Consider the following 9270-nt stretch of genomic DNA (forward strand, 5'->3'; position numbering starts at 1 on the left):
GCAACAGTGGCCGCCCGTCCGCGTTCACCCTCAACGGCACCGCCTGCACTGTCGCCTGAGAGCAACCGCGCGGTGCCGGGTCTCGGTGGCCCGGCACCGCGTGCTCTCAGTGGGCGTCAGCACTCGGCTGCCGGGCCGGTCGAGAACGCGTGGTGTGGTCCGGACGACGCAGGTACCACTCGGCCACGGCCAGGTTGATCAACCAGCCGGCGAGCACCAGCCCGGCCCGGACGTTCCCGTCCGGCTGCTCGCCGACCGCGATGAGGTACGGCGCGTGCGTGAACGCCTGTGTGCCGGCACCGAGGCCGATCGCGTAGCCGCGCACCATCCACCTGCGGTGCTGGGCGATGTCGCGGCGGAGCACGGCGGCCAGGCCGAGCAGGATCGAGACGGCCATGGCCGAGCCGAAGACGAGCCGCAGACCGGCGAGCACGTCGTTGTCATGCGCCGGCAGGTCGTAGGCGAAGGCCATCCAGAGCCCGGAGAACGCGACGGTCAGTCCGCAGGGCACGAGCACCCGGCCGGCGCGACGGTGCCAACGGCGGCGGCGCAGGCTGGGCACGAACTGGAACGCGCCGAGGATCGTGTAGACCACCGCGCCGACGACGTGCAGCACCACCGGCAGCGGATCGGCGACGAAGCGAGCGTTCGCCGGGGTGACCACCGGTCCGGTGCTCAACTCGGTGAGCCGCCCCGCACCGGCGACCATCGGTATCAGGCCCAGCAGGATCAACGCGGCCGGTAGCCGCCATTCGCGGATCGTCATGCCACCGATGGTGGGTGCCGCACCCGCCCCGGCTCATCGGCACATGGGCCGCGATCGTGTCGGCCCATGGTCGGACGCCGTCGTCGTACTTTCGCCGGTCAGCGCAGTCGTCACCACCGCGTCCGGATGCGGTTGGTCTCGTACGCCCACATCGCCACCTCGACCCGGTTACGCACTCCCAGCTTGGTCATGAGGCTGGTGACGTGCGACTTGACGGTGCTCAACGTGATGTGGAACTCGTCGCCGATCTCCTTGTTGGTGCGCCCCCGCGCGACAGCGACGAGCACCTGCTCCTCCCGGTCGGTGAGAGGCTCGACGGGCTGCTGACGCGGCGCGGCGGGACCCGTGTCGGCGAACGCCTTCAGCAGCCGAGTGGTGACGCTCGGCGCGATCAGCGCGTCCCCGTTGGCAGCCGCGCGAACGGCCTGGCCGAGCAGGTCGGGGCCGGCCTCCTTCAGCAGAAAGCCACGTGCGCCGGCACGCAGGGCCGCGTACACGTACTCGTCGAGGTCGAAGGTCGTGATGACGACCACCGCGAGCGGCTCGGCGACAGTGGGCCCGGCGAGCGCGCGGGTGGCCTCGATGCCGTCCATGCCGGGCATCCGAATGTCGAAGAGACACACGTCGGGGCGGAGCCGCCGGGCGAGTTCGACCGCTCGGCGTCCGTCGCCGGCACTACCGACGACGTCGATGCCGGGCTGCGTGTTCAGGATGATGGTGAGACCGGTACGGACGATCTCCTGGTCGTCCGCGACGAGCACGCGGATGGTCACGCGCCGGCCCCCTCGCGCGGGAGCACGGCCGTGACGGTCCATCCCCGGTCGGGATTGGGGCCCGCCTCGCAGGTGCCGCCGAGCAGGTCGACGCGCTCCGACATGCCCACCAGGCCGAACCCGGAGGAGCCGTTCGGTCGTGCGGCACCGGCCTCGCCGTCGTCGCTGACCCGCAGCCGCACCGAACGGTCGTCGGCCGTGACGCTGACCTCGATGCGGGTGGCGTGGCGGGCGTGGCGTCGGGCGTTGGTGACCGATTCCTGCGCCAGGCGGTAGAGCGCGGAACCGACCGCGGGCGGCAGGTCGCCGAGGTCGCCGCGGAGATCCACGTCGACCTCCGGCCCGCTGCGGAAGCGGCCGGCGAGGCTCTCGATGTCGGCGACCCGTGCAACGGGCACCCGCTCGGCGGTCTGGTCGCGGCGAAGGACGTGGACCATCGCGCGCATCTCGGCGAGCGCGCGCGACGCCTCGGCCTCGATGACGTGCAGCGCCTCGACGGCGGCGTTCGGCTGGCTCGCCGAGGCGGCGATACCGGCCTGGGCGCGGATCGCCATCGCCGACACGTGGTGGGCCACCGTGTCGTGCAGGTCGCGAGCCAACCGCTCACGCTCCAACAGCTTCACCTGGTCGAGCTCGCGCGTCCGCGCGGTGGCGCGGAAGCGGGTCGCGGTGCCCAGCGTGGCGGCGGCGAACATCACCGCGAAGCCGGCGACCAGTTCGCCGCCGTCGACCGAACCGGCCAGACCGGCGGTGGTCACCTTGGCCACCACCAGGACCGCACCGATCGCGGCATCCCGGCCGGAACCCCAACGGAACAGCGCGGAGACCAGCAGGACCAGAAAGCTCGCTGTGACCATCTGGCAGGGATCGCCGGGCAGCACGAACGGGCCCACCGTGGCGGACCCGAATGCGATCGCCACCATCATCAACGGCCGCGTACGCCGCCACAGCAGCGTGGGTAGCAGGGCGAGCACGACGACGAGGCAGCCCACAGGCCACGGCAGATCGGGCCGGAGGAGCGCCTCCACCACGGCCGCCGGCGCGAGGACCGCGATCATTGCCCAGTCGCGCCACCCCCTGGGCGGTGCGGTTGGGACGCGCGGCTCGGCCAACACAGCGCGCAGGCGGGAGAGCATGAGGCCATCGTACGAACGGTGGTGCGAACCCAGATCGTCCCAAAGTACGACTGCCGGGGCCGGCCCGGTCGGCCACAGGCGAGGGCAGCGGGTTAGGCGACCGTCAATTCACGGCGCGGTAGAGACGACTCACGGTCTCGGCAACGCAGACGGGCTTGCCGCCGCCGTCGCTCTCGACGGTGACCGTCGCGACCACCTGCACACCACCGCTCACCGGAGACACCTCGGCGATGGTGGCGGTGGCCCGGACGGCGGTGCCGACCCGGACCGGCGCGGGGAAGCGCACCCGGTTCAACCCGTAGTTGACCCCCATCGTCACCCCGTCCACCCGGTAGAGCTGGCCGGCCAGCGTCGGTAGCAGCGACAGGGTCAGGTACCCGTGGGCGATGGTGCCGCCGAACGGTCCCGCCGCTGCGCGGGCCGGGTCGAGGTGGATCCACTGGTGGTCGTCGGTGGCGTCGGCGAAGAGGTCGACGCGCTTCTGTTCGACAGGTAGCCACGGCCCGGGCCCGAAGGTCTCGCCGACTGCGGCGGCCAACTCCTCGAACGTGCTGAAGACTCTCATGCCTGCTCTCCCTGCAGCTAGAAGGCGTTGACGCCGGTGAGTGCGCGTCCGATGAGGAGTTGCTGGATCTGGCTGGTGCCCTCGTAGAGGGTGGCGACCCGCGCGTCCCGCAGGTACTTGCCAACCGGGTACTCGTCGATGTAGCCGTATCCGCCGAACACCTGGACCGCGTTGTTGGCCGCGCGGACCGCGGCCTCGCTGGCGAAGAGCTTGGCCATCGACGCCTCGGTGGCGAACGGCTGGTCGCGGTCGATCAGGTCGGCCACCTGCCACACCAGCAGCCGGGCGGCGGCGGTGTCCACCGCGATGGCGGCGAGCAGTTGCTGGACGAGCTGGTGCCCGGCGATGGGTTTGCCGAACTGGGTCCGCTCCCCCGCGTAGCCGACCGCCGCGTCGAGGCAGCCCTGGGCGATGCCGACGCACCCGGCGGCCACCGACATCCGACCCTTCGCGAGGGTGGCCAGGGCCAGGCGGAACCCGCCGCCCTCGGGGCCGAGGCGGGCCGCGTCGGGCACGCGTACCTCGTCGAGGCGCAGCTCGCCGGTGGCCTGGCCGCGCAGGCCCAGCTTGCCGTGGATCTCCCGTCGGGTCAGCCCGGGGCTGTCGGTGGGCACCAGGAACGCGGTGATGCCTCGATGCCCGGGGCCGCCGGTGCGGGCGAAGACCAGCGCGACGTCGGCGGTGGTGCCGTTGGTGATGAACGTCTTGGTGCCGGTGAGCAGCCAGTCGGCGCCGTCGCGGACCGCGCGGGTGCGCAGTGCCGCCGCGTCCGAGCCGCTGTCCGGCTCGGTCAACGCGAAGCAGCCGAGCGCCGTACCGGCGCAGAGTCGGGGCAACCACTCTGCCCGCTGGTCGGCCGACCCGTGGGCGGCGATCGACTTCGCGACCAGGCCGAGCGAGACCGAGACGATGCCGCGTACCGCCGAGTCGCCCCGGCCGAGTTCCTCGAGGACCAGGCAGTACGCGAGGTGGTCGCCACCGGAGCCGCCCTCGGCCTCGGCGATGGTCAACCCCAGGAAGCCCAGGTCACCCAGCTTGCCGACGATGGCGGGGTCGACCGACTCGCGGCGGTCCCAGGCGGCCGCGTGCGGCAACAGCTCCCGGTTGGCGAACTCGGCGGCCAGCTCGCGGACCGCGGCCTGCTCGGCGGAGAGGGTGAGCTCCATGGGCATTAAACTAGCGGTGATAGTTAATGGCGTCCAGACCGGACGATCACCGATCGGAGGCCAGCCCGACCTGCCGCTCGGTGGCGAACGCGCGGACCAACTCGGTACGCGAGCGGATGCCCAATCGGTGGAACACGTTGCGCAGGTGGTGGTCGACAGTACGGGTGGAGAGGAACATCCGGGCCGCGATCTCACGGTTGGTCGCCCCCTCCGCGACCAGCTCGGCGATCTTCAGTTGCTGGCCGGTCAGCAACCGCGCCGCCGGCAGGTCCGGTGGGCCGACCGACTCCCCGGCCGCCCGCAGCTCCGTGGTGGCCTGCTCGGCCCAGCGACCGACCCCGAGCAACGTGAACATCTCGCGGGCCTGGTGCAGGTGCGTCCGCGCGTCGCGCGGGCGTCGACTGCGACGCAGCTCCTGACCAAACAGCAGCTCGGTGCGTGCCCGCTCGAACGTGCCGGCATCAGTCGGGTGCAGCCGCAGCGCCCGCTGGAACTCCTGCTCGGCCTCGGGTCCGCCGCGAGGCGCGAGCAACGCGTGACTCCGGGCGGACAAGGCCCGACGCAACGGGCTCGCGGTGCTGCTGGCCCACCTGTCGAACACGGCGAGCGCCGCCGTCGCCGTCGGTCGGCAGGGCAGGTGCGCCGCCGCCTCCACCAGGTACGGGGTGGCCATCACCTGCACGAGCACCTGACCGCGCCCGGTGCCGAGCCGGGCCAACGACGCCAGCCGGTCGGCGGCCTCGGCGTGTCGGCCGTCGACCAGGTCGAGCACGGCCAGTGCCCAACCGGCGAGCGCGTGCGGACGGCTGCCCGCCGTCGGCGCCTCGCCCATCTCGCGGATCCGCCCCAGGGTGGCGTCCCGGTCGGCCCGTACGGCGGCGAGCACGGCGAGCATGCCGAGGTGGACGTTGGCGCAGTTGACCTGGCCGGTGGCCCGGGCGACCCGCAGCCCGTCACGGGAGGTCTCCGCCGCCGCCTCGTGTCGACCCAGCCAGTACTCGGCGACCGCCCGCAACTCCAGCGCCCGGGACAGCATGGACAGCTCGCCCCGATCCCGGGCCACAGTGGCGGCGCGGTCAGCGAGTCGATGTGCCGCGCCGTCCACCGCGACCACCAGGCCTGCTGCCGCGGCGCAGCTGAGCGCGGTGGGGGTCGCCGCCGGCCCGGTCAGCCGGCCACCCAGCACGACGGCGCGACGCAGCGCGGGACCGCCCCGCTCGTGGTCACCGCGCAGGGTCGCCGCCACCCCGGTGACCAGACTGCTCATCAGCTCCATGGCGGGCGGATCGTCCGGCCGCCGCAACGCCGACGCCCGGCGGCCAACCTCGGCGTAGCGGTACTGGTCACCGGCGAAGCAGACCGCCTCGCCGGCTCGGGCCAGCCCGGACAGTGCCAGCGCGCGGTCGGTCCCGGCCACCGTTGCGGTGGCGGCGAGCAACCGGGCCGACGCGCGTGCCGCCGTGCCGCAGCGCAGTTCCAGCTCACCGAGGAGCAGGTCGGCGCGACCCCGGACGCCCGGGTCCCTGCAGACCAGGCGGAGGCGGGCGAGCAGGAGCCGGGCCACGTCGGGCTGTCCCCCGGCCCAGGCGTACTGGGCGGCGGTCAGCAGCCGGGCGGCCGTCCGGGTCGGTTCGTCGCTGAGGTCGGCCGCCCAGCGCAACGCCGCGGACGCGGTGGCCCAACCGTCGGCGCCACCGACCGCCGCCTCTTCCAGCTCGTCCGCGAGGGCCGGGTCGACACCGGCTGCGGCGGCGGCGAGATGCATCGCCCGGCGCAGCCGCTGCCCGTCGGCCACCAGCACACCGGCGAGCAGTCGGTGCGCGGTGCGCCGTTCCGCGAGCGTCGCACTCGACGCGATCAGAGCGCGAACCAACGGTTGGGGGAACGTGACGCCCTGCGACTCGACGCGGACCAGGCCGGCGACCTCCGCCGGGGCGAGCGCCTCGACCTCCGTGCCGGTCGCCCGGATCAGCGTGCTCGGCTCGCCGCCCTCGTCGAGCGCGGCGAGCAGCAGCACCCGTCGGGTCTCCGGGGGCAGTCGGTCCAGCCGGGCCCGGTACGCGCGGCCCAGCGCGCCGTCCACAGGCGGTGCGTCCGGCAACTGCTCCTCGCCCCGGCACTGCCCCGGGGTGAGCACGTCGGCGAGATCCACCAGGGCCTGCGGGTTGCCGCCACCGACCATCGCGAGTGTGGTCGCGACCGGAGCGGTGGGGGGTTCGGACAGCCGGTCGGTGAGCACGGCCATGCTGTCCCGCAGGTCGAGCGGCCGGAGTCGGTGCGCCGGAATCCCGTCGACCGTGGTGGTGACATCCGCGGTGAGCAGGACTGCGACCGGCAGGTGCCGCAGCCTACGCGCCACGAAGGCCAGCACCTGCGCGGTCTGCGGATCACCCCGGTCGACGTCGTCCATGGTGGCGAGCAGCGGACGCTCCCGGGCGACGGCGGCGAGCAGGCCGAGCACCGCCATCGACAACGTCAGTCGGCGGTCGGCGGGGCAGCCCTCCCCGGCCAGCACGCGCCGCAGCAGCCGGCGCTGCTCGTCCGGCAGTGCGGTCATCCGGTCGAGCACCGGGTCGAGCAGGCGTTGCAGGCCGGCGTACGGCAGGGCGGCCTCCTCGGCGAGCCCGGTCCCCGCGAGCACTGTGCAGTTCTGGGCGTACCGGTGGGCGTAACCGACCAGCGCGGTACGGCCCGATCCGGGCTCCCCCTGCAGCAGCAGGGCGCCGCCGCCGTCGGTCACTCCGTCGAGCAGGCTCCGGAGCGCTCGACACTCGTCGTCTCGCCCACGCAGCACGGTTAGTTGCACTCTCGATGCAGTAACCATGCCTGCCAGTGTCACTCATCGGAAACCGAATGGAAAGAGCTGCTTCTCTGCTGCCGCGACAGGTCCACGGGGTCGAATACGGTGGGCCTTGGCTGCTCGGACGCGAGGCGGGCCCGCCGTGGAACATGGTGGACTGGGAGGCGGACCCCGACTGGGACTGGCACTCCGCTGCCGAGGATTCGCCGGAGCAACTGGTGACGCACTGGCAATCCGCCGCGGCCAGATCACGGGCGATCGTCGCGGACGCGCTGGCCGACGGCGGCCTGGAGCAACTCGGCCGGTTCACCAACTCCCGCGGGGAGTCCCCGACCCTGCGGTACATCCTGCTCACCCTCATCGAAGAGTACGCGCGCCACGTGGGCCACGCCGACCTCATCCGGGAGTCGGTGGACGGGCTCACCGGGGAGAGCCCGCCCGGCTGAGTCCGGTATCAATCGCCGGATTCAGTCGGCCGCGACCTCCGCCAACAGGGCGCCCACCGTCCGGGTCATCACCGCGCGAGCCTGGTCCACACCGAGATTGAGGCCGTACCGCAGCATCGACCAGGCCGGCCACATGCTCGCCGCCACCAGGGCGTTGAGCAGTTGCTCCCGACCCCGACCAGCCAGCACCAACTCGGCGGCGAAGAGCTCCTCGACCTCGTCCCGCACCCGGTCGATGTGCTTGAGGCGGTTGCGGTGCAGCTGGTCGGAGACCGGCTCCCGCATCTGGGCGGCCCGTGCCGACGGAGTGATGAGCTGGAGCAGCCGGGCCCGCTGCCGGCAGTACGCGTCGACCCGCTTCGCCAACGGCAACCCGGTCGGGATCGGCCGGTAGGCGGCGTCCTGCTGCCGGAGCACCTCCGCGCCGCTCGCCTCGAACAGCGTCTCCATGTCCTTGAAGTTGGTCCACAGCGTCCGCAGCGAGATGCCGGCCCGCTCGGCGATACGTTCCCCCGTCGGGCGCAGGTCGCCCTCACCGATGAGCGCGAGGTGCGCCTCGACGATGGCCGCACGGGTGCGCTCGGCTCGGGCGGTACGCCCGTCGACCCGACTCGCTACCTCGACCCCGTCCATCCGCCCTCGCCTCCTCACCGCCACGGCGCCTCCTGACGCACCGCCGAGTCTAGACAGGCGGTGATCAGCGGTTCCGGGCCGACCGTCGGCACTGTCATCCGGACCGACCGGTCAGCGAGACGCCGCCGTCGCAGACGATGGTCTGGCCGGTGATCCAGGTGGCGTCGTCGGAGGCCAGGAAGGCGACAGCGCCCGCCACGTCCTGCGGCAGACCGAGACGGGCGAGCGGGTACCGCGCCGCGACCTCGTCCTCACGGCCCTCGTAGAGCGCGGCGGCGAAACGGGTCTTCACCACGCCGGGCGCGACAGCGTTGACCCGGACTGTCGGCCCCAACTCCACGGCGAGGCTGGCGGTGAGGTGATTGAGCGCAGCCTTGCTCACCCCGTAGAAGGCGATGCCGGCAGCGGGTGCGAGACCGGCGATCGACGAGACGTTGACGACGCTGCCACCCCGCTCGGTCATGCCGGCGGCACACACCTCCTGTGTCCAGCCGAGTGTGGCGACCACGTTCACGTCGAGGATCTTGCGGGCGGCGGCCGGGTCCAGCCCGATCAGCGGCCCGTGCACCGGGTTGATCCCGGTGTTGTTCACCAGCAGGTCCACCGGCCCGAACGCCTCACCGACCTGACGCACCGCACGGGCTCGATGCTCGGGGTCGTCGGACCGGCCGGGCACGGCGACGGCGTACGCCGGGCCACCCAGGGCGGCGACCGCGTCGGCGAGCGCCTCGGGGCGGCGAGCGGTCAGCCCGACCCGGGCGCCTTCGGCGACGAGGCGTTGGGCGATGGCCAGACCGATGCCGCGACTGGCGCCGGTGACGATGGCGACACGGTCCAGAAGCCGAGCCGAATCTGCATTCACAGTGCAGATAGTAGGAGGGTGGATCGGTGGCGGTCAACGCCTCGGACGATCGGTCGGAAGGCTCGGATGCAGCAATTGCGGGACCGGCCGATCTCGGCCAGCCCGTGCGACAAGGGCATCCGG

General features: G+C 72.8%; 9 protein-coding genes. 1 reads left to right on the forward strand and 8 read right to left on the reverse strand.

What is annotated here, in order from left to right; translation table 11 throughout:
• Positions 1–106: 106 nt before the first annotated feature.
• The 6 genes from ACWCO3_RS25975 to ACWCO3_RS26000 all read right to left on the reverse strand — a co-directional run bounded on the left by ACWCO3_RS25975 (position 107) and on the right by ACWCO3_RS26000 (position 7200).
• A complete protein-coding gene (locus ACWCO3_RS25975) occupies positions 107–766 on the reverse strand; it encodes a DUF2306 domain-containing protein (RefSeq protein ID WP_450012498.1) in 660 nt (219 codons plus the stop codon).
• Between the two features lie 110 nt (positions 767–876).
• Positions 877–1539: a response regulator gene (locus ACWCO3_RS25980; protein ID WP_450012500.1), complete on the reverse strand. Its 663-nt coding sequence runs from the start codon at positions 1537–1539 to the stop codon at positions 877–879.
• Positions 1536–2675 (reverse strand): sensor histidine kinase, encoded by a 1140-nt coding sequence (locus tag ACWCO3_RS25985; RefSeq protein ID WP_450012501.1) that lies wholly within the window; start codon positions 2673–2675, stop codon positions 1536–1538. The genes ACWCO3_RS25980 and ACWCO3_RS25985 overlap by 4 nt, the downstream gene beginning before the upstream one ends.
• Before the next feature lie 103 nt (positions 2676–2778).
• Positions 2779–3240 carry a MaoC family dehydratase gene (locus tag ACWCO3_RS25990; RefSeq protein ID WP_145780821.1) on the reverse strand — a complete coding sequence of 154 codons (462 nt, stop codon included), beginning with the start codon at positions 3238–3240 and terminating at the stop codon, positions 2779–2781.
• Positions 3241–3257: 17 nt separating this feature from the next.
• Entirely contained in the window at positions 3258–4406 is a 1149-nt protein-coding gene (locus tag ACWCO3_RS25995; RefSeq protein WP_450012504.1) for an acyl-CoA dehydrogenase family protein, read from the reverse strand.
• A gap of 46 nt (positions 4407–4452) precedes the next feature.
• Positions 4453–7200, reverse strand: a complete 2748-nt coding sequence (locus ACWCO3_RS26000) for an AAA family ATPase (protein ID WP_450012506.1) — start codon at positions 7198–7200, stop codon at positions 4453–4455.
• Positions 7201–7259: 59 nt separating this feature from the next.
• Here ACWCO3_RS26000 and ACWCO3_RS26005 point away from each other — a divergent pair, with 59 nt between their 5' ends.
• The gene (locus tag ACWCO3_RS26005) at positions 7260–7652 is read left to right on the forward strand and encodes a mycothiol transferase (protein WP_450012508.1); all 393 of its coding nucleotides are present in this window, start codon (positions 7260–7262) and stop codon (positions 7650–7652) included.
• A gap of 21 nt (positions 7653–7673) precedes the next feature.
• On the opposite strand, the gene ACWCO3_RS26010 is transcribed toward ACWCO3_RS26005, so the two are convergent.
• Both ACWCO3_RS26010 and ACWCO3_RS26015 read right to left on the reverse strand, forming a co-directional pair.
• On the reverse strand, positions 7674–8285 hold the full coding sequence (locus ACWCO3_RS26010; RefSeq protein WP_145780815.1) for a TetR/AcrR family transcriptional regulator: 612 nt from the start codon (positions 8283–8285) through the stop codon (positions 7674–7676).
• Positions 8286–8379: 94 nt separating this feature from the next.
• Positions 8380–9147, reverse strand: coding sequence for an SDR family oxidoreductase (locus ACWCO3_RS26015; protein WP_358054188.1), 768 nt, complete (start codon positions 9145–9147; stop codon positions 8380–8382).
• Positions 9148–9270: the final 123 nt, after the last annotated feature.

The organism is Micromonospora sp. NPDC002411, from assembly GCF_053592955.1.

What these genes read in the sequence shown, in the direction of transcription:
- ACWCO3_RS25975 (WP_450012498.1), bottom strand. Translation starts at nt 766, where the DNA reads ATGACGATCCGCGAATGGCGGCTACCGGCCGCGTTGATCCTGCTGGGC.
- ACWCO3_RS25985 (WP_450012501.1), bottom strand. Translation starts at nt 2,675, where the DNA reads ATGCTCTCCCGCCTGCGCGCTGTGTTGGCCGAGCCGCGCGTCCCAACC.
- ACWCO3_RS25990 (WP_145780821.1), bottom strand. Translation starts at nt 3,240, where the DNA reads ATGAGAGTCTTCAGCACGTTCGAGGAGTTGGCCGCCGCAGTCGGCGAG.
- ACWCO3_RS25995 (WP_450012504.1), bottom strand. Translation starts at nt 4,406, where the DNA reads ATGGAGCTCACCCTCTCCGCCGAGCAGGCCGCGGTCCGCGAGCTGGCC.
- ACWCO3_RS26005 (WP_450012508.1), top strand. Translation starts at nt 7,260, where the DNA reads ATGGAAAGAGCTGCTTCTCTGCTGCCGCGACAGGTCCACGGGGTCGAA.
- ACWCO3_RS26010 (WP_145780815.1), bottom strand. Translation starts at nt 8,285, where the DNA reads ATGGACGGGGTCGAGGTAGCGAGTCGGGTCGACGGGCGTACCGCCCGA.